The sequence below is a fragment of the Pseudomonas sp. SZ40 genome (assembly GCF_052958135.1).
In genome coordinates this window covers 52,723-77,070 of record NZ_JBQWIF010000026.1, presented here as the reverse complement: position 1 = coordinate 77,070, position 24,348 = coordinate 52,723, and the positions used below count along the sequence as shown (strand labels likewise).

General features: G+C 65.1%; 18 protein-coding genes. 11 read left to right on the top strand and 7 right to left on the bottom strand.

Annotated features, from left to right (window positions below; translation table 11 throughout):
* Window positions 1-721: 721 nt before the first annotated feature.
* Window positions 722-1,447, bottom strand: coding sequence for a carbonic anhydrase (locus tag ACT9T4_RS19085; RefSeq protein WP_042553634.1), 726 nt, complete (start codon window positions 1,445-1,447; stop codon window positions 722-724).
* Between the two features lie 273 nt (window positions 1,448-1,720).
* The gene (locus tag ACT9T4_RS19080) at window positions 1,721-2,782 is read right to left on the bottom strand and encodes a PA0069 family radical SAM protein (RefSeq protein WP_042553635.1); all 1,062 of its coding nucleotides are present in this window, start codon (window positions 2,780-2,782) and stop codon (window positions 1,721-1,723) included.
* A 179-nt stretch (window positions 2,783-2,961) separates the two neighbouring features.
* On the opposite strand from ACT9T4_RS19080, the gene ACT9T4_RS19075 reads away from it, so the two are divergent.
* The 4 genes from ACT9T4_RS19075 to ACT9T4_RS19060 all read left to right on the top strand — a co-directional run bounded on the left by ACT9T4_RS19075 (window position 2,962) and on the right by ACT9T4_RS19060 (window position 8,874).
* Entirely contained in the window at window positions 2,962-4,059 is a 1,098-nt protein-coding gene (locus ACT9T4_RS19075; protein ID WP_179539556.1) for an efflux RND transporter periplasmic adaptor subunit, read from the top strand.
* Window positions 4,056-5,123, top strand: a complete 1,068-nt coding sequence (locus tag ACT9T4_RS19070) for an efflux RND transporter periplasmic adaptor subunit (RefSeq protein ID WP_499118447.1) — start codon at window positions 4,056-4,058, stop codon at window positions 5,121-5,123. The genes ACT9T4_RS19075 and ACT9T4_RS19070 overlap by 4 nt, the downstream gene beginning before the upstream one ends.
* The gene (locus ACT9T4_RS19065) at window positions 5,120-8,206 is read left to right on the top strand and encodes an efflux RND transporter permease subunit (protein ID WP_499118445.1); all 3,087 of its coding nucleotides are present in this window, start codon (window positions 5,120-5,122) and stop codon (window positions 8,204-8,206) included. Before ACT9T4_RS19070 ends, ACT9T4_RS19065 begins: the two co-directional genes overlap by 4 nt.
* A 200-nt stretch (window positions 8,207-8,406) precedes the next feature.
* Window positions 8,407-8,874 (top strand): REP-associated tyrosine transposase, encoded by a 468-nt coding sequence (locus tag ACT9T4_RS19060; RefSeq protein ID WP_499118443.1) that lies wholly within the window; start codon window positions 8,407-8,409, stop codon window positions 8,872-8,874.
* 125 nt (window positions 8,875-8,999) lie between these two features.
* Here ACT9T4_RS19060 and ACT9T4_RS19055 read toward each other — a convergent pair whose 3' ends face one another.
* Window positions 9,000-10,763 carry a sigma-54-dependent Fis family transcriptional regulator gene (locus ACT9T4_RS19055; RefSeq protein ID WP_179539553.1) on the bottom strand — a complete coding sequence of 588 codons (1,764 nt, stop codon included), beginning with the start codon at window positions 10,761-10,763 and terminating at the stop codon, window positions 9,000-9,002.
* A gap of 267 nt (window positions 10,764-11,030) precedes the next feature.
* Here ACT9T4_RS19055 and ACT9T4_RS19050 point away from each other — a divergent pair, with 267 nt between their 5' ends.
* The 6 genes from ACT9T4_RS19050 to ACT9T4_RS19025 all read left to right on the top strand — a co-directional run bounded on the left by ACT9T4_RS19050 (window position 11,031) and on the right by ACT9T4_RS19025 (window position 19,958).
* A complete protein-coding gene (locus ACT9T4_RS19050) occupies window positions 11,031-12,512 on the top strand; it encodes a benzaldehyde dehydrogenase (protein WP_499118449.1) in 1,482 nt (493 codons plus the stop codon).
* A 47-nt stretch (window positions 12,513-12,559) separates the two neighbouring features.
* On the top strand, window positions 12,560-13,327 hold the full coding sequence (locus ACT9T4_RS19045) for a coniferyl-alcohol dehydrogenase (RefSeq protein WP_179539552.1): 768 nt from the start codon (window positions 12,560-12,562) through the stop codon (window positions 13,325-13,327).
* Window positions 13,328-13,412: 85 nt separating this feature from the next.
* On the top strand, window positions 13,413-15,050 hold the full coding sequence (locus ACT9T4_RS19040) for a DUF1302 domain-containing protein (RefSeq protein ID WP_499118440.1): 1,638 nt from the start codon (window positions 13,413-13,415) through the stop codon (window positions 15,048-15,050).
* Window positions 15,051-15,074: 24 nt separating this feature from the next.
* A complete protein-coding gene (locus ACT9T4_RS19035; RefSeq protein ID WP_042553642.1) occupies window positions 15,075-16,433 on the top strand; it encodes a DUF1329 domain-containing protein in 1,359 nt (452 codons plus the stop codon).
* 49 nt (window positions 16,434-16,482) lie between these two features.
* A complete protein-coding gene (locus ACT9T4_RS19030; protein ID WP_179539550.1) occupies window positions 16,483-17,520 on the top strand; it encodes a WD40/YVTN/BNR-like repeat-containing protein in 1,038 nt (345 codons plus the stop codon).
* Between the two features lie 35 nt (window positions 17,521-17,555).
* Complete coding sequence (locus ACT9T4_RS19025) at window positions 17,556-19,958, top strand: efflux RND transporter permease subunit (RefSeq protein ID WP_499118438.1); 2,403 nt, start codon at window positions 17,556-17,558, stop codon at window positions 19,956-19,958.
* Between the two features lie 175 nt (window positions 19,959-20,133).
* Here the strand turns inward: ACT9T4_RS19025 and ACT9T4_RS19020 are convergent, their stop codons facing one another.
* Both ACT9T4_RS19020 and ACT9T4_RS19015 read right to left on the bottom strand, forming a co-directional pair.
* Entirely contained in the window at window positions 20,134-20,541 is a 408-nt protein-coding gene (locus ACT9T4_RS19020; protein ID WP_197077001.1) for a DUF2388 domain-containing protein, read from the bottom strand.
* The gene (locus tag ACT9T4_RS19015; RefSeq protein ID WP_042553355.1) at window positions 20,538-21,539 is read right to left on the bottom strand and encodes a bile acid:sodium symporter family protein; all 1,002 of its coding nucleotides are present in this window, start codon (window positions 21,537-21,539) and stop codon (window positions 20,538-20,540) included. Before ACT9T4_RS19015 ends, ACT9T4_RS19020 begins: the two co-directional genes overlap by 4 nt.
* 98 nt (window positions 21,540-21,637) lie before the next feature.
* Here ACT9T4_RS19015 and ACT9T4_RS19010 point away from each other — a divergent pair, with 98 nt between their 5' ends.
* A complete protein-coding gene (locus ACT9T4_RS19010) occupies window positions 21,638-22,429 on the top strand; it encodes an AraC family transcriptional regulator (RefSeq protein ID WP_499118434.1) in 792 nt (263 codons plus the stop codon).
* Here the strand turns inward: ACT9T4_RS19010 and ACT9T4_RS19005 are convergent, their stop codons facing one another.
* Both ACT9T4_RS19005 and ACT9T4_RS19000 read right to left on the bottom strand, forming a co-directional pair.
* On the bottom strand, window positions 22,430-23,209 hold the full coding sequence (locus ACT9T4_RS19005; RefSeq protein WP_499118432.1) for a DUF1835 domain-containing protein: 780 nt from the start codon (window positions 23,207-23,209) through the stop codon (window positions 22,430-22,432).
* A 22-nt stretch (window positions 23,210-23,231) separates the two neighbouring features.
* On the bottom strand, window positions 23,232-24,305 hold the full coding sequence (locus ACT9T4_RS19000; protein ID WP_499118430.1) for a hypothetical protein: 1,074 nt from the start codon (window positions 24,303-24,305) through the stop codon (window positions 23,232-23,234).
* Window positions 24,306-24,348 lie beyond the last annotated feature (43 nt).

Sequence of the window (24,348 nt, the reverse complement as noted above, 5' to 3'; positions counted from 1 at the left end):
CCGCGCCCGCGAATCGCGCGCATGGCGCGCTCCCACACAGATGCAGGGTGGATCGGGGCGCGTAGCTGACGCTCTTTTCATCCACCATCGCGGTCACGAAGCGGTGAGCTGGCATCGTGCGATCCACTGTGGGAGCGGGCCACGCCCGCGAATCGCGCGCATGGCGCGCTCCCACACAGATGCAGGGTGGATCGAGGCGCGTGGCTGACGCTCTTTCATCCACCATCGCGGTGAGGAAGCGGTGAGCTGGCATCGTGCGATCCATTGTGGGAGCGGGCAGCGCCCGCGAATCGCGCGCATGGCGCGCTCCCACACAGGTGCAGGGTGGATCGGGGCGCGTAGCTGACGCTCTTTTCATCCACCATCGCGGTCAGGAAGCGGTGGGCTGGCATCGTGCGATCCATTGTGGGAGCGGGCCACGCCCGCGATTCGCGCGCATGGCGCGCTCCCACACAGATGCAGGGTGGATCGAGGCGCGTGGCTGACGCTCTTTTCATCCACCATCGCGGTCATGAGGCGGTGAGCTGACCTCGTGCGATCCACCGTGGGAGCGGGCCACGCCCGCGATTCGCGCGCATGGCGCGCTCCCACACAGATGCAGGGTGGATCGAGGCGCGTGGCTGACGCTCTTTTCATCCACCATCGCGGTCACGAAGCGGTGGGCTGACGTTACGCGATCCATTGCAGGAGCGGGCCACGCGCCCAACCACAGCGAGCAGACTCAGCTCTGAGGATAACGAGCGCGCGGGGTCGCCATCGGCAGCGGGCCGTCGCCGATCAGGCGGAACTCGCCGGTTTCCGAGTCGTACGCCTTGATCTGGCAGCTTTCGATGTCGTACACCCAGCCGTGGATGAACAGCTGACCGGCGGCGAGGCGCGAGGCTACCGATGGATGGGTGCGCAGGTGGTCGAGCTGGGCCACCACGTTCTCTTCGGTGAGCACGCCCAGAGTGGTGTGATCGGCACAACCGCAGTTGTCGGCGACGACCGTCTTGGCGACTTCGGCATGGCGCAGCCAGGCTTTTACCGTGGGCATGCGCTCCAGCGTGGCGGGGTCGAGCACCGCTTTCATCGCGCCGCAATCGGAGTGACCGCAGACGATGATGTGCTGGACGCCCAATGCCGCCACGGCATATTCGATGGCGGTGGAAACGCCGCCGTTCATCTGCCCATAGGGCGGCACGACGTTACCGACGTTACGGGTCACGAACAGATCGCCCGGCTCGCTCTGGGTGATCAGCTCGGGAACGATGCGCGAATCGGCGCAGGTGATGAACATGGCGCGCGGCGACTGAGCGTGGGCCAGCTTCTTGAACAGCGCCTGCTGCTGCGGGAAGACATCCTGGCGAAAGCGCAGAAAGCCATCGACCAGATGATCCAGCGCCTCGGCGGCGGAAGCGGCGTTTTTCTCGGATTTGCCATCGGCAGAACGACGATTACCAGGCATAGCGTTACCTCGTTTACGGATGGGGGGCGAAGCCTATGACAGTACACAAGCTTCCCAGTCGGCAGGGTTGCCGACAAGTGGTCGAAGGCTTGGACTGTGCCAGGATGATTCAAGGCACGTCTGGGTGACAAATCTCCGCTCGGCGGGTGAGCGCGAGCATCCCCTCAGCCAGTTTTGTCCGCGAACGTTGCCCCGGGTATCGCTTCGCCCAACGCCAGGCTACGCAGTGGCGAGCGCTGCGACACCCAGGAATGCCGGCAACGAGAATCGCCCTCAGAACAGCCCCATCTGCTGCCCGGGTGGCGCGAACAGCGAGCAGTCGAGAACGGCTCGCTTGCTGCCGTCGTAACCATAACGGCGGCGGGCCAGGCGAAAGCGCTGGGCCAGCAGTTCGGCGAAGTGGCCTTCACCCTTCATCCGCGCGCCGAAACGGCTGTCGTAGTTCTGGCCTCCGCGGGACTGACGAATGAGGCTCATCACGTGCTCCGCACGCTCGGGAAAATGGCGCTGCAGCCACTCCTCGAACAGCCCGGCGATCTCCAGGGGCAAACGCAGCAGCACGTAGCCGGCCGAGCTCGCCCCGGCCTCACGACCGGCCTCGAGCAGGCGCTCCAGCTCCATGTCGTTGATCATCGGAATCATCGGCGCTGCCATCAGGCCCACCGGAACGCCATGCTCATGCAGGGTACGCATGGCGCGCAGCCGTGCCTTCGGCGTCGCGGTGCGCGGCTCCATGATGCGTTTGAGTTCATCGTCCAGGGTGGTGACGCTGAAGGCCACGCTGACCAGATTGAGGCTGGCCAGCTCTTCGAACAGATCGAGGTCGCGCAGAATCAGTGCGCTCTTGGTGATGATGCTGACCGGATGGCGATAGCGCAGCAGAATCTCCAGCGCCTGGCGCGTCAACTGGTGCTCACGTTCGATCGGCTGATAGCCGTCCGTGTTGATGCCCAGTGCAATGGGCTTCGGCACGTAACCCGGCTTGCTCAGTTGTTCCTCGAGACGCTCGGCCAGGTTGGTCTTGGCGATCAGCCTGGTCTCGAAATCGATGCCCGGTGACAGGTCCCAGTAAGCGTGGCTGGGCCTTGCGAAACAATAGATGCAACCATGTTCGCAGCCCCGGTAGGGATTCACCGAACGGTCGAAGCCCACATCCGGCGAGTTGTTGCGGCTGATCACCGTCTTCGCCAACTCCTGGCGAACTTCAGTGACGAAGGTCTGCGGCGTCTGCTCCTGGTACCAACCATCGTCCTCGGCCTCGCTGCTGGTGGGTGCGAAGCGGTTGTTGGGCTTGCTGGCGGTGCCGCGTCCGCGGGGGGCTGTGATTGGATTCATGATGCAGACTCGATGACTGTATATAAATACAGTATTCGTTTTATCCACATCGACACAAGTCACCTTCGTCGCCGCTCCATGCCGATGCGGCGGCGGAGCGCTGAGGTTGCCTGAACCGTTCGTCGCCTTCCGCGGTCGCATTTGCACACACCTTCGCTTCCTGCCGTGCCGGAGCCCCCATGCCGCCCGTATCGATCTTCGCCTCGCCTCGCCTTGTCGCGGCCTCGCTGGCTGTCGCGCTGCTGGCCGGCTGTGCCGATGAGGCACCACCCGAGCCGCAGCACCCACGGGTCAAGGTGGCTACCGTGAGCCAGATCGACTACGCGGCCGATGCCACGCTGACCGGCGATATCCAGGCACGGGTGCAGACCGACCTGTCGTTCCGTATCGGCGGCAAGATCACCGAGCGCCTGGTCGATGTCGGCGACAGCGTGCAGGCTGGCCAGGTGCTGGCGCGCCTCGACCCGCAGGATCAACGCAACGCGGTGCGTTCCGCCGAGGCCGCCGCCGAAGCCGCGCGGGCCCAGGTAAAACTGAGTGCAGCCAACCTCTGGCGCCAGCAGCAATTGCTGCCCAAGGGCTACACCAGCCGCAGTGAATACGACAGCGCCCTGGCCAGCGACCGCAGTGCACGCAACAGCCTGGCCGCAGCCGAAGCACAGCTGGCCGACGCCCGTGAACAAAGCGGTTACACCGAACTGCGCACCGAGAGCGATGGGGTAATCACCGCCCGCCAGGCCGAGGTCGGCCAGGTCGTGCAGGCGGCCACGCCGATCTTCGGCCTGGCCCGTGAAGGTGAGCGCGACGCGGTATTCAACGTTTTCGAAGCGCTGCTGGTCGAGCCTGGCCAGGCGCTGCGCGTCAGCCTGCTGGACAACCCGGATGTCAGCGCCGAAGGCAAGGTTCGCGAGGTCAACCCTCAGGTCTCGGCGCAGAGCGGCACGGTGCAGGTCAAAGTCGGCCTGGAGCAGGTACCGCCGGCGATGACCCTGGGCGCGACGGTCAGTGCGCATGTGCGCAACCCGGCCAGCCGCAGCGTCGAGCTGCCCTGGTCGGCACTCACCAAGGCCGAGCACGAGCCGGCGGTCTGGCGACTGGGCGATGGCGACATCGCGCAGTTGCATCCCGTGCAGGTCGGCCGCTACCTGACCGACAAGGTGATCATCCGCGCTGGTCTGCAAGATGGCGATCGCGTGGTGGTGGCCGGCGGGCAGCTGCTGCATCCGGGCCAGAAAGTGGAAATCGCCGAAGCGCGCGAGCAGGAAAATCAACCATGAAGCGCTCCATAGGTATCGCCCTGCTCGCCGCACTGCTCCTGGCAGGCTGCGCCGAGGAAGAAAAGCCCGAGCCGATTCGCCCGGTGCTGTACACCGAGGTGCAGCAGCAGAACCAGCAGATTCTTGGCCGTTTCGCCGGCACCATCGAGGCCCGGGTGCAGAGCACCCTGGGCTTCCGGGTTGGCGGTCGCGTGGCCCAGCGCCTGGTGGATGCCGGTGCCGAGGTGAAGGCCGGAACCACCCTGGCCACCCTCGACCCCACCGATCAGCAGAACGCCCTGCGCGCCAGCGAAGGTGATCAGGCGCGCAGCGAGGCGCAGTGGATCAACGCCCAGGCCAATGCCCGGCGCCAGCAGGAACTGTTCGACCGAGGCGTCGGCGCCAAAGCGGTGCTGGAGCAGGCACAGACCGAACTGAGCAGCGCCCGCAGCAGCCGCGACCAGGCCGCAGCCGCCACCCGGCAGGCCCGCGACCGACTCGCCTACGGCAACCTGAGCAGCGAATTCGACGCGGTGGTGACCGCCTGGCACGTGGAGGCTGGCCAGGTGGTCGGCGCCGGGCAGGAGGTCGTGACGCTGGCTCGGCCCGACGTCAAGGAAGCGGTTTTCGACCTGCCCGTGGAACTGGCCGATGCCCTGGACGACCAGGTGCAGTTCAACATCGCCTCCCAGCTCGACCCGAGCATCGCCACCCGCGGCCAACTGCGCGAGCTGGGCCCCCGTGCGGACGCCGCGACCCGTACCCGACGCGCGCGCCTGAGCCTGGAAGACACCCCTCCCGGCTTGCGCCTGGGCACCGCGGTGGCCGTCAGCCTGACCCGTGAACAGAAGCCGCGCAGCCTGCTGCCGGCCAGCACCCTGCAGGAAGTCGACGGCCAGACCCGCGTGTGGGTCATCGACACGGCAGCGAAAACCGTGCACCCGCGCGCCGTGCAGGTAGTCGGCCGCGAGGGCGAACAGATCAGCGTCGAGGGCCTGGCGGCTGGCGACAAGGTAGTCAGTGCCGGCTTGAGCGAGCTCAAGGACGGCCAGGCAGTACGCATTGATGAGGGCGTGGCACCATGAACCAGCAGGCGCCGCGCAAGAACGGCTTCAACCTCTCCGACTGGGCGCTGCGGCATCAGTCGTTCGTCTGGTACCTGATGTTCGTGTCCCTGCTCATGGGGGTGATCTCCTACATGAACCTGGGCCGCGAGGAAGACCCCTCCTTCACCATCAAGACCATGGTCATCCAGACCCGCTGGCCGGGCGCCACGGTGGACGAGACCCTTAGCCAGGTCACCGACCGCATCGAGAAGAAGCTCGAGGAACTGGACTCCCTGGACTACGTGAAGAGCTACACGCGGCCCGGTGAATCGACCGTCATGGTGTTCCTGCGCGACACCACCAAGGCCGGCGATATCGACGGCATCTGGTACCAGGTGCGCAAGAAGATCGACGATATTCGCGGCGAGTTCCCCCAGGGCCTGCAGGGCCCGTCGTTCAACGACGAATTCGGCGACGTGTTCGGCTCCATCTACGCCTTCACCGGTGATGGCCTGAGCATGCGTGCCCTGCGCGATTACGTCGAACAGGTGCGCGCCGAGATCCGCAGCGTGCCCGACCTCGGCAAGGTGCAGATGGTCGGCCAGCAGAACGAAGTGTTCTACCTCAATTTCTCGACCCGCAAACTGGCTGCCCTGGGCATCGATCAGAGCCAGGTGATCCAGAGCCTGCAGGCACAGAACGCAGTAACGCCTTCCGGGGTGATCGAGGCCGGCCCGGAGCGCATTTCCGTACGCACCAGCGGCCAGTTCGCCTCGGAAGCCGACCTGCGCAACGTCAACCTGCGCCTGGACGACCGTTTCTATCGGCTCACCGATATCGCCGAGATCAGCCGTGGCTACGTCGACCCGCCGCAGTCGTTGTTCCGCTTCGACGGCAAGCCGGCCATCGGCCTGGCCATCGCCATGCGCGACGGCGGCAATATCCAGACCTTCGGCAAGGCCCTGCACACGAAAATGGATGAGCTGACCGCCGACCTGCCGGTGGGCGTCGGCGTGCATGTGGTGTCCGACCAGGCCGAAGTGGTGGAGGAAGCGGTCAGCGGCTTCACCCGCGCCCTGTTCGAAGCCGTGCTGATCGTCATGCTGGTGAGCTTCGTCAGCCTCGGCATTCGTGCCGGCCTGGTGGTCGCCTGCTCGATCCCATTGGTGCTGGCCATGGTCTTCATGTTCATGGAGTACAGCGGTATCACCATGCAGCGGATTTCCCTGGGCGCACTGATCATCGCCCTCGGATTGATGGTCGATGACGCCATGATCACCGTGGAAGTGATGGTCACCCGCCTGGAAAAGGGCGACTCGCTGCATGACGCCGGCACCTTCGCCTACACCTCCACGGCATTCCCGATGCTCACCGGTACCCTGGTGACGGTGGCCGGCTTCGTGCCCATCGGCCTCAACGCCAGCTCGGCTGGCGAATACACCTTCACCCTGTTCGCGGTGATCGCCGTGGCGCTGTCGCTGTCCTGGCTGGTGGCGGTGGTGTTCGCGCCCGTTATCGCCGTGCACATTCTGCCCAAACGCATGAAGGCCAAGGAAAGCGGCCCGGGACGCATCGCCCGCGCCTTCGACAAGGGCCTGCTGCTGGCCATGCGGCACCGTTGGTGGACGATCGGCCTGACGATAGCCATGTTCGCCGCCTCCCTGGCAGGCATGACCCTGGTGCAGAGCCAGTTCTTCCCCGCTTCGGATCGCCCGGAGATTCTCGTCGACCTGAACCTGCCGCAGAACGCCTCGATCAACGAAACCCGCGCCCAGGTCGACCGCCTCGAAGCCAGCCTCAAGGACGATCCCGATATCGCTCGCTGGAGCACCTACATCGGCCAGGGCGCGCTGCGCTTCTACCTGCCGCTGGATCAGCAACTGCAGAACCCGTTCTACGCCCAGCTGGTGATCGTCAGCCAGGACATCGACGCCCGTGATCGGCTGGTCGGCAAACTGAAGAAGCGCCTGCGCGAGGACTTCGTCGGCATCGGCAGCTTCGTCCAGCCGCTGGAGATGGGCCCGCCGGTGGGTCGGCCGATCCAGTACCGGATCAGCGGCGCGGATGTCGACCAGGTACGCAAGCACGCTCTGGAACTGGCGGCGCTGCTGGACAAGAACCCGGACATCGGCGAGATGGTTTACGACTGGAACGAGCCGGGCAAGGTGCTGCGCATCGACATCGCCCAGGACAAGGCGCGCCAGTTCGGGTTGTCGTCGGAAGACGTCGCCAACCTGCTGAACAGCATCGTCAGCGGCACCACGGTCACCCAGGTCAAGGACGATATCTACCTGATCGACGTGATCGGCCGGGCCGAAGACAGCGAACGCAGTTCGCCGCAGACCCTGGAGAACCTGCAGATCGTCACCCCGAGCGGCGTGGCCGTTCCGCTGCGTGCGTTCGCCACCGTAGGCTACGAGCTGGAACAGCCACTGGTATGGCGCCGCGACCGCAAACCGACCATCACCCTCAAGGCGGCCGTGGTCAGCGAGATCCAGCCGACCGATCTGGTCGCCGACCTGGCGCCGGATATCCAGAAATTCTCCGACGAGCTACCCACTGGCTACAGCGTGGCCACCGGCGGCACGGTGGAGGAAAGCGGCAAGGCCCAGGGCCCGATCGCCAGCGTGCTGCCCCTGATGCTGTTCCTGATGGCCACCTTCCTGATGATCCAGCTGCACAGCGTGGCGAAGACCTTCCTGGTATTCAGCGTGGCGCCATTGGGGCTGATCGGCGTGGTGCTGGCGCTGGTGCCCACCGGCACGCCCATGGGCTTCGTGGCCATCCTCGGCATCCTGGCGCTGATCGGCATCATCATCCGCAACTCGGTGATTCTGGTGACCCAGATCGACGAGTTCGAGCGTGGCGGCGACTCGCCGTGGCAGGCGGTCATCGACGCCACCCAGCACCGCCGCAGGCCAATCCTGCTGACCGCCGCTGCCGCCAGCCTGGGCATGATCCCCATCGCCCGCGAAGTGTTCTGGGGGCCGATGGCCTACGCGATGATCGGCGGCATCTTCAGCGCCACGCTGCTGACCCTGCTGTTCCTGCCAGCCCTGTACGTGGCCTGGTACCGCATCGAGGAGCCGAACGATGAGCAGCGGGAGAATGTGCCGGCGTGAGCCGGCGCGCCATCTGGTATGCGTTGTTAGTGAGCGATGTTCCGTCAGTAAGGCTGGCGTCGCTCGATAGCCCCCTCGCGGGCATGGCCCGCTCCCACAGGTCTTCAGGGGGCCACCTCGCCACTGTGGGAGCGCGCCATGCGCGCGAAGCGTTATCAAGGGCTAGACTCATCTCGCTGAATCAACACGGAGGTCGATTCATGCCGACGCCATTCAAACCCGGCTATCGCGCCCTGCGCAGAGGCCGTGCCTCCTGCCCTGGCACGGCTTACCTGATCACCACCATCACCCGTGATCGCACACCGGTGTTCCGCCATTTTCCGGCAGCCTGTGCCGCCGCTCGCTGCTTCGAAACCCCAACGCTCTTGCGCGACAGCCAAATGCTGGCCTGGGTATTGATGCCGGATCATGTGCACTGGCTGATTCAGCTGGGTGAGATGGATAACCTGGCTGCGCTGGTAAATCGACTGAAGTCCTCAAGCAGTCGCCTGGTGAGCAAGCGTATCGAAAGTGAAAGAGGCATCTGGATGGCGGGTTTTCACGACCATGGCCTACGCGCCGAGGAGAACCTGCTCGATGTGGCGCGTTATGTAGTGGCGAATCCGCTAAGGGCAGGGCTGGTCAGACGAGTGGGTAACTATCCGTTCTGGAATGCGGTCTGGCTTTAGGGATGAGGTGGATGCCGAATTATCGCGGGCATGGCCCGCTCCCACAGGCTTTGCGCTCGACACCGAATTGCCGTTGCCCACAGATTTCTTTGTGGGAGCGGGCCATGCCCGCGAACGATCTTCAGCTACCCCCGTGCCCGCTTGAGCCGGTAGGCGAACTGGGCGCGGCTGAGCCCCAGCAGGCGGGCGGCAGCCGCCAGGTTGCCGGCATTGCGCTGCAGCGCCTGCTCCAGCAGCTGATTTTCCAATGCCTCCAGCGACAGGCTGGCCTCCGGTAGATCCGGGCAGCCGAGGCGGGTCAGCAGGTCCGTTTGCCGGTCGAGCTCATGATTCTGCACCAGGCGCCCCTGCTGCAGCACCGAGTAGAACTCGGCAGGCAACTCCTCATCGCGAAACAGGTGGTTGAGGTCGATCGCCGCCCCCTCGTTGCTGGCGATCACCCCCCGTTCGATGAGGTTCTGCAGCTCGCGGATGTTGCCGGGAAAATCGTAGTTGAGCAGCGCCTTGATGCCGCGCATGGTCAAGCCGACCGGTGTGCGTCCATAGCGCTCGCAATAACGGCGCATGAAGAAGTCCACCAACAGGGGGATGTCGTCGCGGCGCTCACGCAGCGGCGGAATGTGGATCGGGTAGACGTTGAGCCGGTAGTAGAGATCCTCGCGAAACTCGCCCCGGCGCACGGCGGCGCGCAGATCCACATTGGTCGCCGCGATCACCCGCACGTCGACGTTGATGACCGAGGTACCACCGACCCGCTCGATCTCGCGTTCCTGCAGAGCCCGTAGCAGCTTGCCCTGCCCCGGCAGGCTGAGGCAGGCGACCTCGTCGAGAAACAGCGTGCCGCCCTGGGCGCGCTCGAAGCGACCGGCACGCGAGTGGCTGGCGCCGGTGTAGGCGCCGCGCTCGACACCGAACAATTCCGCCTCGATGAGGCTCTCGGCGATGGCCGCGCAGTTGAGGGCGACGAAAGGCCCGTCGCGCCGCTCGCTCATGCGGTGCAGGTTGCTGGCGAACAACTCCTTGCCCACCCCCGACTCGCCACCGAACAACACCGTGGCCGGGGTACGCGCTACCCGCTGCAATGACTGGTAGGCAGCATTGAAGGCCGCCGAGGCACCGATCATGCGGCCCTCATCGCTTTCCGCCGTGCCGGCTGACAACGGCTGATAGGGCGCGCGATCCAGCCGGCAGTGCTCGCCCTCGTCAGCGGACGCGTTCAGGTAACGCAGATCCTCCTCCACATCGCCCCACAGCTCGGCGGTCTTGCCCAGCACCCGGCACACCTGATGGCCCATGGCCCGGCACTCCACCTCGCGAAAGACCACCAGACGGCCGAACAGGCCGCTTACATAACCGGTGGCATAACCGATTTCCATCCAGCAGGCAGGATCGTTGCCGATGCCGTAGGCGGCGATGTGTTCGTCGTCTTCGTGGGCGTGATGCCAGAGAAACTCGCCGTCGTAGTGGCCACGGTCGACGTCGAACTCGAAGTGCACCGGCTCCACCTTGACCATGCCCTCGAGCCCGTGAAGGCGAATGCCGGCAGCGAAGATCGACGCCGGTTCGGCGCCGCCCCAACGTTGCTGCACCAGGCGAGCGTCCCGGGCACCGGACAGGTAACCCGCACGCGTCAGCAGGCCACGCGCGCGCTCCAGGCCGAGGCTGTCGATCAGCTCGCGCCGCAATGCGCCCAGCGCCTCGCAGTGCAGCAACACCATGCGCTGGTCGTTGAGCCAGATGCGCCCGTCCCCCGGCGAGAAGAACAGGCACTCGGTCAGGTCGCGCAGGGTCGGTGCGTTCTGCCAGTCGAGCGCATCGCTGGCGCCACGGTAATGGGGCGTCTCGATATTGCTCAGAGCGTTCAGGGAAATGCGATGAGGATCGGGCATGACTACGGCTCCGCACGTGCGCAATTCATCAATTCGAAACCGACGAGACCACTTCGCAACTGCTCATTTGCGAATTTTCACAGACCTTGAAGCGTCTTGAAAAACACGTCCCGAAACCGATGAATGCATCCAATTTATTGAAATTATTGTGGATTTCTACGCTGCCCAGACGCTTACGGATATCTGGGCACGCTCTTTGCGATAGGCCTCAGGCCCACTGGCAAATCACTTAAAACAACAATACTCCAAGGAGACACCATGTCTCGACTGCCGCAATCGCAATCGACGCACGCCTTGCTGGATGAAGGGCTCTGGGAAGGCAAGCTGTTCTCTGGTGCCTGGCAAGCACCGCTGGCCGGAGGCCGCACCGCCGTCATCGAGCCGGCCACGGGTCATTGCCTGACCATTACCGGGGAAGCCCGGACCGAAGACATCACCCAGTCTGCCGCCAGCGCAGCCCGCCACCAGGCGGCCTGGGAGGCGGTCGCCCCACGCCAGCGGGCGGATATCTTCCTGCGCGCTGCACAGGTGCTGCAGGCGCATGCCGACGAGTGCGCGCTGTTCATCGCCCGCGAAACCGGCGGCATTCTGCTCAAGGCTCACCATGAAGTTCGCGAAGCGGTGTTGTTCCTGCAACTGGCCGCCGGGCAGGTGATGCAACCGCACGGCCTGGTGCTGCCGAGCAACTCTGGCACGCTGTCCTACGCACGGCGCTTGCCCCACGGCGTGGTCGGGGTGATTTCACCGTTCAACTTCCCGCTGATCCTGTCCATTCGCTCTGTCGCAGCAGCTCTCGCCGCCGGCAATGCGGTGGTGCTCAAGCCTGATCCACAGACGCCGATCAGTGGTGGTTTCCTGATCGCCCGCCTGCTCGAAGAGGCCGGTCTGCCCGCGGGTGTGCTGCATGTGCTGCCCGGCGGCGCCCAGACCGGGGCTGCGCTGTGTGCCGATCCCCACGTGCGGATGATCGCCTTCACCGGCTCCACGGCAGCAGGGCGCAAGGTGGCGGAAACCGCCGGTCGACACCTGAAGAAGGTCGCTCTGGAGCTGGGCGGCAAGAACCCGTTGATCGTTCTCGAAGACGCCGATCTGGAGCGCGCCCTGAGCTGCGCCAGCTGGGGCGCCTTCCTGCATCAGGGGCAGATCTGCATGGCCAGCGGGCTGATTCTGGTGCATGAATCGCTGGTCGAGCGCTTCGTCGAGGGGCTGGTCGAGCGTACACGGCGGCTGCGCGTCGGTGACCCCGCCAGCGGCGAGGTGGAGCTCGGCCCGATGATCAACGAGAACCAGCTCGTGCGTGCCCACCAGATGGTGCTCGACAGCGTAGGCGCCGGTGCCAGGCTGCAGATCGGCGGTCGTTACGAGGGCCTGTTCTACCAGCCCACCGTGCTCAGTCATCTCAAACCGGGCATGCCGGCCTTCGACCGCGAACTCTTCGGCCCGGTGGCTTGCGTGGCCAGCTTCGCCAGCGACGAAGAAGCCATCGAACTGGCCAACCGCAGCGAATACGGGCTCGCCGCAGCAGTGATCTCCCGTTCCGTTGGCCGCGCCATGAGCCTGGGGGCAAGGCTCGACTGCGGCATGCTGCATATCAACGACCAGACCGTGAATGACGACTGCGTCAACCCGTTCGGTGGGCGTGGCAACTCGGGCAACGGCAGCAGCATGAACGGCCCGGCCAACTGGGACGAGTTCACCCAATGGCAATGGGTGACGGTCAAGGAAACCCCGCCGCAGTACCCCTTCTGAGTCGCATCGCTCCAGACACCAGACAAGAACAACAAAAAGGAAATGACATGAACCTGAGCGGCAAGACCTTCGCGGTGACGGGCGTATCGTCCGGCATCGGCGCGGAAACCGCGCGACTGCTGCGCTTCCACGGCGCACGCGTCATCGGCCTGGATCGCAACCCGCCACACCTGACCCTGGACGGTTTCATCGAGGTCGATCTCGCAGCGGTGGCGAGCATCGACCGCGCGGTGGCGCAATTGCCCGGGCAACTCGATGGCCTGTGCAACGTCGCCGGCGTGCCCGGCACCGCCGATCCGGCCCTGCTGGCGCGGGTCAATTACCTCGGCCTGCGCCACCTGAGCGTGGCCCTGCTGCCGCGCCTCGTCGTCGGCGGCAGCATCGTCAACGTGGCGTCGATTCTCGGCGCGCAGTGGCCCGAGCGGCTGGCGGCGCACAAGGCCCTGGCTGCCACCGAGAGCTTTGCCGCTGGCGAGGCCTGGCTGGCCGAACATCCACTGCCGGCGAACGGCAGTTACCAATACTTCAAGGAGGCGCTGATCGTCTGGAGCCTGGTACAGGCTCAACCCTGGTTCCTCGCCCATTCGGTACGCATGAACTGCGTGGCGCCGGGCCCGGTGTTCACCCCGATCCTTGGCGATTTCGTCGAGATGCTCGGCCAGACCCGCGTCGAAGCCGATGCCCATCGCATCAAGCGGCCGGCCTACCCGGACGAAGTCGCTGCGGCGATCGCCTTCCTCTGCGCCGACGAGGCGCGCTGGATCAACGGCGTCAACCTGCCCGTCGATGGCGGGCTGGCATCCACCTATGTCTGAGCGGCGGAGGCGCTCGGCATTGTTCTAGCCCTGGTCGCCCGCTGGGCGGTCATCAAGTCCGACAACAAGAATAATGAGGATCGACATGAACCAAACACAGCATTGCGTCAAAGCATCCCTGCTGGCGTTCGCCGTCAGCATGAACATCGCTGCGCCGGCTCAGGCTGCGCAAATCGACCTGGGCTCCAGTGACTGGCAACTGCGCTGGGACAACACGCTGAAATACAGCCAGGCCTGGCGCTTGCACGGCGCTGACAATCGCTTGACCGACGCCTCGACGGCCGGCGGGTTGTATCCATCGATCCAGGGGCAGGGTGACAAGAACTTCAGTCGAGGGCTGGTCTCCAATCGCCTCGACATCCTATCCGAGGTGGATCTCAGCCATCAGAACTACGGCATGCGGGTGAGCGGCGCGGCCTGGTATGACCATATCTACAATCAGGACACCGACAGCAGCGAACAGCCGCGTTTTCTCTCCGACACCCGTGAGCTGCACGGCCGTGATGCCGAACTGCTCGACGCCTTCGTTTATCTCCGCGGCGATTTGGGCGAGGTGTCCCAAGGCGTGCTGCGTCTTGGCCGGCACAGCCTGGTGTATGGCGAAAGCCTGTTCTACGGCGGCAATGGCATCGGCGCGGCGCAGGGGCCGACCGACGTGGTCAAGCTGCTCAGTGTGCCGGGCACGCAGTTCAAGGAAATCCTGCGCCCGGTCAACCAGATATCCGGCCAGTTGCAGATCAATCCGCAGCTGTCGATTGGTGCCTACTACCAGTTCGACTGGGAGCGCTCCAGCCTGCCGGGTGCCGGTAGCTACCTGAGTGACAGCGATGCCATCGGCGAGGGCTCGGGTGACCTGCAGCAGGTGTTCGGCAACCGCACCGTGCACGGCAAGGACATCGAGGCGCGCAACGGCGGCCAGGGTGGCATGCAAATTCGTTTCAAACCCGAGGGTACCGAGCTGGAGCTGGGGCTGTACGCGGCCAAGTACCACGACAAGGCGCCAAGTGGCCTGTACGCCTACATCGACGGTCCGGCTGCAGCCGCCACCGGCCTGCCGATTCTCGGCGAGTACCGGCAGGTGTTCGCCGAGGACATCAAGACCGTTGGCGCCAGTTTCTCCACCGCCTACGGCGACTTCAACTTCGCGGGCGAGACCTCGATACGCTGGGACGCGCCATTGGTCAGCAACCTGCAGGTGGTCGCGCCGGGACAACTGGCCGACAACGCCGACGATGCGCTCTACGCCAAGGGCCGCACGGCACACGTCAACCTCTCGACCATCTACCTGCTGCCGCCTTCGGCACTCTGGGACGGCGGCTCGGTGCTGGCCGAGCTGGCCTGGAACCGCACCCTGAGCGTCACCGACAACCGCGCCGCCCTGGATGGCAACACCACCCGCGACGCCACGGCGCTGCGCGTGCTCGCCGAGCCGGCGTACTTCCAGGTGGCAGACGGCGTCGACCTGAGCGTGCCGATCGGCATCGGGATGGTGCTCGATGGGCGCTCGTCGGCGGTCAGCAAGTCCGGCTTCGGCAACAGCCATGCGGGCGACTGGAGCGTCGGGCTCAAGGCCACCTATCTGCAGCGCTGGGAGGCGGGCCTCAACTACGTGAATTTCTTCGGCGCCACGGGTGCCGGCCTGAACGAGGCAGGGGATTTCAGTTACCAGCAGTCGCTGGCCGACCGCGACTTCGTCTCCCTGTACGTGAAAACGACTTTTTAAGAACAAGAAAAAAGGTGCGATTCCATGCAAAAGACTCTCTGTATCTCGTCGCTGCTCAGCCTCGCTCTGCTGGGCAGCGGGCTTTCCCAGGCTGCCGTATCCCCCGAGCAGGCTGCCCGCCTGAAAAGTGAACTCACGCCGATGGGCGCCGAGCGCAGCGCCAACGCCGATGGCAGCATCCCCGCGTGGAGCGGTGGCGTCACTCAGGTAGCCGCCGGCTTCAAGAGCGGTGACAAGCGCCCGGACCCCTTCGCCGGGGAAAAGCCGCTCTATAGCATCACCGCTGCCAATCTCGAGCAGTACGCCACGCAACTGGCCGAGGGTACGCAGGCATTGCTGCGCAAATACCCGGACTATCGCCTGGATGTCTACCCGACCCATCGCAGCGCTGCGGCGCCGCAATGGGTGTATGACAACACCTTCGCCAATGCCTCCCGCGCTAACCTCGATGTGGCCAGCGAACAGGTCAGTGGCGCCTACGGCGGAATCCCCTTCCCGATCCCACAGAACGGCGCCGAGGTGCTGTGGAACTACCGCCTGTCCTGGCAGGGCGGCGACACCATCAGCTCGCCTTTCGATACCTGGCTGATGACCGCTGGTGGCCGCAAGGTGCAAGCCACACGCGCCCAGTACACCTACCAGTTCCCCTACTACTTCGAGGAAGGCAACCTGGAGAGCTTCAAGGGCAAGTACATGTGGGGCAAGCTCTACACCGAGTTGCCGTCGTCCAAGGCTGGCGAGGGGCTGATGACGCACTGGGACACCGACCCGTCGGCCCGCGCCGCCTGGCAGTACCTGGTTGGCCAGCGGCGCGTGCGGCGTGCGCCGAACATCGCGTACGACACGCCGGACTTCGTGACCTCAGGCGTGGGCCTGTTCGACGAGGCGTTCATGATTTTCGGGCCAACCGACCGGCATGACCTCAAGCTGGTGGGCAAGAAAGAACTGCTGGTGCCCTACAACAACAACCGCGCCGGGCTCGCCACGAGCGACGAACTGGTACAGCCCAAATTCCTCAATCCGGATCTGGTGCGCTGGGAGAAGCATCGCGTCTGGGTCGTCGAGGCCACGCTCAAGGATGGCAAGCGCCACGTGGTGCCACGGCGAACCTACTACATCGATGAAGACTCCTGGCAGGTGCTGCTCGTGGACGGCTACGACGCTCAGAGCCGCCTGGTTCGCCAGCTCTACAGCCTGACCCTGCTGGCGCCCGACCTGCCGGCACTGACCGCTCAGGTCATGTGGGGCAGCTACAACCTCGACACCGGCGCCTACTTCCTCAACTCCTCCAGCAACGATCTTGGCGTGCAGTACCAGAAGGTCGCGCGACCGGCAGCCTCGTTCTTCACCCCCGACGCGATGGCCAACTCCAGCATCCGTTGACCCGCTGGCGAGTGCGGCGCTCAGGGCGTCGCACTCAGGAGATTCGCCTATGAAACGCCTATGCAACTGGTCGGTCGGGCTGTGCCTGGCTGGCTGCTTAACAGCGCCATTACTGGCAGCTCCCGTGGTGCTGGACACACCTGCACTGCAGAACGTGCGCGCCGAGCGCTCGGCGATCCTCGGCCTGGCCCGCGCCGGTGAGCGTCTGGTAGCGGTCGGTGAGCGCGGCACGGTACTGCTCTCCGATGACGCCGGGCGCAGCTGGCGCCAGGCCAAGGTGCCAGTGAGCGTCAGCCTGACCGCAGTGCAGTTCGTCGATGCACAACGTGGCTGGGCCACCGGTCATCTTGGCGTGGTGCTGCACAGCGAGGACGGCGGCGAGACCTGGCACAAGCAGCTCGATGGCATCCAGGCCGCGCGCCTGGCGCTGGCCGCTGCCGAGTCCAGCGGCGATCAGCGCCTGCTCGACGAGGCCCGCAGGCTGGTGCAAGACGGCCCGGACAAACCTTTCCTCGACCTGTACTTCAGCGATGCACGGCGCGGCTTCGTGGTCGGTGCCTACAACCTGATCCTGCATACACAGGACGGCGGACTGAGCTGGCAACCCTGGATGAGCCGCCTGGACAACCCCAGCGGTCTGCACCTTTACGCCATTCGAGCGCAGGGCGAAAACCTGTTCATCGCAGGCGAGCGAGGCCTGCTGTTGCGCTCGACCGATGCCGGGAACTCCTTCCAGGCCCTTGCATCGCCCTACGAGGGCAGCTTCTTCGGTCTGCTCGCGGGGCGCGGCGGCGAGCTGTTGGCCTTTGGCCTGCGGGGTAACGCCTGGCTGTCGCAGGACAGCGGTGAGCACTGGCGAGCCTTGCCGAGCCCGATCCAGTCCAGTTTCGTGGCGGGTCTGGCGCTGGATGACGGCCGCCTGCTGCTCGCCAGCCAGGACGGCGAGCTGGTGCGCGTCGCCCAACAGAGCATCGAACCCCTCGGCCGGCTATCTGGCAGTGCCATCGCCAGCCTTGCCGAGAGCGCGGAGGGCCAGTTGCTGGGCGCCGGCCTTGGCGGCGTTCGTGCACCGCTGACCATTCCCTGAACCGCGTGCCACAGATCAAGCAGTAGGAGCACGACATGCAATACGAGAATCTGCCGAGCACGGAACAGACCGTGACGGCCCGCCTGGAAGACTTCGACCCGCACAGCGGCAACCGGGTGGAACGAGGCATCTTCAACAACCGGCCGTGGATCATTCTGGTCTGCCTGGTAGTGACCCTGTTGCTGGGATGGCAAGCCACGCGCATCGAGATCAACGCCAGCTTCGAGAAGACCATCCCCACCGGCCACCCCTACATCGCCAACTTCCTGGCGGCGCGCAGCGAACTGAACGGCCTGGGCAACTCGCTGAGGATCGCCGTGGAGGTCAAGGATGGCGACATATTCGAGCGCGGCTACCTGGATACGCTGGCCAAGCTCAACGACGAGTTGTACCTGCTGCCTGGCGTCGACCGGCCCTACATGAAGTCGCTGTGGACGCCGACCACGCGCTGGACGGCGGTGACCGAGGAAGGCCTCGATGGCGGCACGGTGATTCCCGACGACTACGACGGCTCGCCGGCGAGCATCGAGCAGATCCGCGCCAATGTCGCTCGCTCCGGCGAGATCGGCCAGTTGGTGGCGGCCAATTTCAAGTCCAGCGTGATCCTCCTGCCGCTGCTCGACATCAACCCGCAGACCGGCGCGGCACTCGATTACGGCGAGCTGTCCCGGCAGCTGGAGGCGCTGCGCGACAAGTACCAGAGCGACACGCTGCAGATCCACATCACCGGCTTCGCCAAGATCATCGGCGACCTGATCGAAGGCCTGGGGCAGATGGCGCTGTTCTTCCTCGCCGCGGTGCTGGTGACCGTGGCGGTACTCTACGGCTACACCCGCTGCCTGCGTAGCACGCTGATCGTGGTGACCTGCTCGCTGGTGGCGGCGCTCTGGCAGGTGGGCCTGCTGGCCAGCCTGGGCTATCCGCTCGATCCCTATTCGGCGCTGGTGCCCTTTCTGATCTTTGCCATTGGCATGAGCCACGGCGCGCAGAAGATGAACGGCATCATGCAGGACATCGGCCGCGGCACCCACCGCGTGATCGCGGCGCGCTACACCTTCCGACGCCTGTTCGCGGCGGGGGTCACTGCACTGCTCTGCGACTTGGTGGGCTTTGCCGTGCTGCTGGTGATCGACATCCAGGCCATCCGCGACCTGGCCATCGCCGCCAGCCTGGGGGTGGCGGTGCTGGTCTTCACCAACCTGATCCTGCTACCGGTTCTGCTCAGCTATCTCGGCGTAAGCCCGAAAGCCGCCCAGCGCAGCCTGAAAACCGAGCAGGCCGAGCGAGCCGGCAACGGTGGCAACCCGCTCTGGCCGCTGCTGGTGCGCTTCACCGATCGCCCCTGGGCGTTAGTTGCCATCGCCGCAGGCCTCGCGCTGGCGGTGCTCGGTTTCGCGGTCAGCCTGCACCTGAAAATTGGCGACCTCGACCCGGGCGCACCGGAGCTGCGGGCCGACTCGCGCTACAACCGTGATGCGCTGTTCATGACGCAGAACTACGGCGCCAGCTCGGACATCTTCGTGGTCATGGTGCGCACCGGAGAAGACCAGTGCACCCGTTACCCGACCCTGGCCGCCGTGGACGAACTGGCCACCCGCCTGGAGCAACTGCCCGGCGTGGAGGCGACCAACTCCATGGCCGAGTTGAGCAAGATCGCCGGAGTCGGCTACAACGAGGGCAACCTCAAATGGTACGAGCTGGTACCCAACGACGGCGCCCTCGGCGCCGTGCAGACCCGCGCTCCCCGTGAGCTGTTCAATCAGGGTTGCTCGCTGCTGTCTCTGTACGTCTACCTGGCCGATCACAAGGCCGAAACCCTCGAACGGGTGGTCGCCACCAGCGAAGCCTTCATTGCCGAACGGCAGGTGGAAGGCACGCAGTTCATGCTCGCTGCGGGTAGCGCTGGGATCGAAGCAGCGACCAACATCGTGGTCGGTCAGGCCATGCGCGAGATGCTGTTCTGGGTCTACGGCGCGGTGGCGCTGCTCTGCCTGGTGACCTTCCGCAGCTGGCGCGCGACGCTCTGCGCGGTGCTGCCGCTGATGCTCACCTCGGTACTCTGCGAGGCGCTGATGGTGGCCCTGGGCATGGGCGTGAAAGTCGCCACGCTGCCGGTCATCGCTCTCGGTGTGGGCATCGGCATCGACTACGCCCTGTACGTGCTCAGCGTTCTGCTGGCGCGCCTACGCGCGGGTGACTCGCTGGCCAGCGCCTACCAACAGGCGCTGCTGTTCACGGGCAAAGTGGTGCTGCTGACTGGCGTCACCCTGTCGATTGCCGTCGCCACATGGGCGTTCTCGCCGATCAAGTTCCAGGCTGACATGGGCATCCTGCTGGCCTTCATGTTCCTGGTGAACATGCTGGGCGCGCTGATCCTGATGCCAGCGCTGGGCTGGCTCTTGCTGCCAAGAGGAAGCCGGCAAAAAGCGCCTGGCTGAGGCGTGATCTGCTGGCCAGGCGCGACAATTTCGCCACCCAGTACACATTGGCCGGGCGCCTGCTATCGGCCTCAGCGGTCGATCAGCGATACAAGCGCGGATGGCCGCCTGGTCAGCGCTCGCCACGCAGACGCCTGGGCCATTGTCCCGGATTCGCCTTTTCCAGAGATCGCGCTCAACGGGCGGAGCGCGGCTCGTAGGCCAACACGGCTTCTGCCAACTGCATGTCGCTGTAGGAGGCCAGCTCGGTGCGTTGCTGCAGTGCGACCAGCGCCGCCTCCAGCATCACGCCACGGATCTGCCCGTGACTACCGACGAAGGCGGCTGCATCGTCTCGAGCCAGCTTCAGCTTCTGGTCGATGCTGCTGCTCTCTTTGGATATTTCCTCGGCCAACTCGGTGCCTTCTCCCGGCTTGGTCGTGGTGAGGATCGGCACCAGAGTCGACAGCACGCCGTAGTAAGTCGTGCCTATCAACGGATTTTCGTCCAGCTCCGGCGCGACCCGAACCCAGGCCTGAGCCGGCAGCGTCGGCAACAAGGCGATCAGCAGCAGCGAAGCCTTGAGAGGCGTGCCGCGGCTCAATTCACCGCCACCTTGCTTTCGCTCGGCGCAGCCGGTTCGGCTCGCTTGGCGTACCGCTGAGCCAGCACCGCGCAAACCATCAGCTGGATCTGATGGAACAGCATCATCGGCAGAATCATCAGGCCGATGCTGCTACCAGCGAACAGCACCTGAGCCATGGGAACACCGGTGGCCAGACTCTTCTTCGAGCCGCAGAACAGGATGGTGATGCGATCCTCCATGTTGAAACCGCACCATTTGCCGAGCAGCGCGGTGATGCACAGCGCCAGCGCGAGCAGCAGGCAGCAGGCGAACACCAGCGCCGCCAGGGTCGGCCAGGAGACCTGATTCCACAGGCCTTCGACTACCGCCGCGCTGAACGCCGTGTAGACCACCAGCAGGATCGAACTCTGATCGACGTACTTGAGCCAATTCTTGTTGCGGCCCACCCAGGCACCGATCCAGCGTCGAGCGATCTGACCGAGGATGAAGGGCACCAGCAGTTGCAGGGTGATCTTGCCAATGGCGTCCAGGGTCGAACCGCCGCTGCCGTGTACGTCCATCAGCAAGGCCACCAGCAGCGGCGTGAGGAAAATGCCGAACAGGCTGGAGGCCGCCGCACTGCAGATCGCCGCAGGAATGTTGCCGCGCGCCAGGGACGTGAAGGCGATGGCCGACTGCACGGTGGCCGGCAGGGCGCATAGGTAAAGCATGCCCAGGTACAGCTCGGTGCCGATCATCGGCGACAGCAGCGGCTTGAGCGCCAGCCCCAGCAACGGGAACAGGATGAAGGTGCAGCTGAACACCAGCAGGTGCAGGCGCCAGTGGCCGGCACCGGCGACGATGGCCTCACGCGACAGCTTGGCACCATGCAGGAAGAACAGCAGGGCGATGGCCAGGTTGGTGATCCAGCCGAACGCCACCGCGACCTCGCCCCTGACCGGCAGGAAGGTGGCGGTGAGGACGACGGCGATCAGGGTCAGGGTGAAGTTATCGGGCAGCAGACGGGAGCGGGCCATGGGCAGAATTCCAAGCGGATGAAGGCAAGCAGTTGCCATACATAGGCCTCCACTCTACCCTGAGCGTTGATTGCCGACTAACGCCATAAAGCCAGATCATGTCGCCAAACGGACAAAACACGATTGCCGAGCGCAGCGTTCCCCAGCTGGAGCGCCTGCCGCGGCCCCTCTATGCGCGCAATGAATCGCTGCGTCGTCAGACCGGAACCCCACGCCACAGCCACGCCTGGGTACAACTGACCTATGCCATCCAGGGCGTACTGCACGTGCGCACGGCCGTCGGCAGCTTCGTGGCGCCCCCGCAACGGGCCATCTGGATTCCTGCAGGGCTGGAACATGAAGTGCTGAGCTCGCCGAACACCGAAATGCGCAGCCTCTATGTGGACGATGGCCATGTCGATCCGCTGCCCGGCAGTTGTCGCGTGCTTGGCGTGGATGCCCTGACCCGCGAGCTGATCCGCAGCTTCTGTGAATTGCCGGTCGAATACGACGAAGCGGGGCCCGACGGTCGCCTTGCCCAGGTGCTGCTCGACCGCCTGCGCTTGGCGCCCGAAGTGCACCTGTCATTGCCGCTGCCGAGCGACCCGCGCCTGCGTACCCTGTGCGGCCGCCTGCAGAAAAAACCCGATGACGACCGCGCACTGGCGGCATGGGGCGAAAGCCTGGGGGTCTCGGAAAAGACCCTGAGCCGCCTGTTCCTGCGCGACACCGGTCTGACCTTCCGCGCCTGGCGCCAACGCCTGCGCCTGCTCGGCGCACTGACACCGCTGGAACAGGGCCAGCGCGTCACCGACGTGGCCCTGCTCTGCGGCTACGATTCCACCTCGGCTTTCATCGCCGCATTCCGCCAGCAGTTCGGCGCCACGCCGGGGGAGTTCTTTCGTGGCTGATCAGCTGCTACGACGTACCTGCAGCCCTGAGTAACCATACTCGCCCGGCTCGCCGCTGAGCACCAGCTGGCCCTCTGCAGCCAGTTCGCGGGCGCGCCAGAACAGGAAGTAATCGCTGGCGAAGAAGCCGTCGGTACGCGCCATCACGTCAGCCATGACGCGGGCCAGTGGCTTGGGCTCGGTGCCGGCATGACGCAGCAGAGCAGCGTCGATGAGCTGATAGTCCTCTGCGGCGAAAACCCCTGTCTGCCAGCGATGGATGTGACCGCCATCGGCCAGCACGGCGCGCCACTGCGCGGCCAGCGCTGCACGACGCGCTGGCTCGACCGGGCGAGGTTTGGCCAGGGCGAACAACGCCTGGGGTGCGTGCATGGCCACCGCCTTGCGGCTCTGCACCCAGCTGTTACCGGTGCCGCAGACCACCTCGAGCAACAACACCTCACTGCCCTCCAGCGCATGCGCCACCCGCGCCAGCAGCAATTGCTCGCTGGCACTGTCGCCATGCCAGACGGTGACGGGGCGCGCCTGCCGGGAGAGGCCGGTGATCCACTGCGCATCGGCGGGCAGCCCAGCCGCGAAGTCTGGAACCGGCGTTACGTCCGCGGGCCACACCGCGCGCCAGAACGCCGTGCGTGCGGTACAGGGCGGCGCGTCGACATCGCCCAGCGGGCCAACCGCCAGGTCGTCACGCATGACCCGCAGCCCATCATCGGCAGCCTGCTGCCCGATCACATGGCTTACGCCTTCTACGGCGTTATCGCCGCATACCAGATGCCACATAGGTGCTCCTTGTTAGGCGAGATCACGGAGTGAGCTGGACATCCAGCGCTGGCTTCTCGCCCTGCTGCCAGGTGCCTTTCAGGCTGCCATCGGCCTGGAACTCGAGTTCGAAACGGGCCGGCGGCTCGCTGCTTTCGTGGAGGGTGACGAAATCCTGCTGATGCTCGCCACCGAGATTGATGTACTTGGCGTGCTTATCGTAGAAGTAGCTCGCGGACAGGCTGTGGTCGGCATACAGCTGCTCGATCACCAGGGTGATCGGATAGGGCCCGACGGTACCGCGGTAAACGCCTTGCGCCGTGCTGTTGACCGGCAGCGCACAATCACCGCGTTTTTCCAGCAACAGGCAGCGCCCGTAAGAACTGAGATCGCCGCTCAGGGCTTGGTAATTGAAACTGTTGGAAAACTCGCCGAGATCGTCGAGGGCACGGCTGGCGTGATTGGCGCAGCCCTCGCCAATCAGAGCCAGGCTATCGGTGCCCAGCTGCACACGGTCATAGTCGAGGCTGATGTCGCGGCGCGTATCCAGGCAGTAGGCATACATGTTGCGCTGCCCTTCGAGCCACTGCTCGTCGTCACTCAAGTTATCGGGATCGGCGGGCTCGCTCGGCGGCAGCGCCTTGAGGAAGTCCTCCAGTCGCTTGACCCTCAAGCTCTGCACTTCGCCTTGCAGACGCAACAGCCCCTCGGGGGTCAGCAGTTGCGGCAAGCCGATGGGGCGGCCGCTGGCCAGATCGAAGTTGTAGCTGCGCGAACTCTGACTGGTATAGGCGCCCGTGGACTCACCCTCGATGTTCAGGGACAGATAACCCGGCCCCTCACCAAGAACCTGATAATCGAGGCTGTTCACGCCCCACATCTCACCGTCTTTAGGCTGCACGTTCTCGAACGGCGACTTGGCGAAGCGCCCGGGAAGCGCCTGCAACTCAAGGGTATGCAGGAATGTGTTGATACGCCCGATGGCAGGGCTATCGCCAACCAGCAGCGGGAAGCGATAGGTCTCCCAGTCGCTGCGCTTGGCCGTGAGGTCATCGATACGCACATCGGCCAGCGCAGGTGCGGCGATGGCAAGCAGAGGCAGTAGCAGCAAGCGCACGAGAAACGTCCTTATTCATGTCCCGGAAGGCTGGCCAGTATCC